Below are 234 nucleotides of genomic sequence, written 5' to 3'. Positions count from 1 at the left end.
ACCTAAAATTATTTATGTCAAAGGTACAATCAATGCCAATGTCGATGACAATAATAAAGCGCTAGGATTGAACGATTACAAAGACCCTAAGTATGATTTCAATGCGTATCTCCAGGCGTATGATCCGTCGACATGGGGTAAAAAGGTTCCTTCTGGTACATTGGAAGACGCACGTAAGGCATCACAGAAGAATCAAGCTAGTCGTATCGTTATTGAAATCCCATCCAATACAAC

At 39.7% G+C, this 234-nt stretch carries 1 pseudogene; it reads left to right on the top strand.

Annotated features, from left to right (window positions below):
- Nucleotides 1–234 (top strand): annotated as a pseudogene (locus tag HFD78_RS29305) (pectate lyase); the annotation flags it as partial.

Origin of the sequence: Bacillus sp. EKM501B (assembly GCF_011800505.1) — a bacterium.
GTDB lineage: Bacteria > Bacillota > Bacilli > Bacillales > Bacillaceae_G > Bacillus_A > Bacillus_A cereus.
Note: the sequence above shows the minus strand (reverse complement) of the source record. Positions and strands in the feature narration are given on the sequence as shown.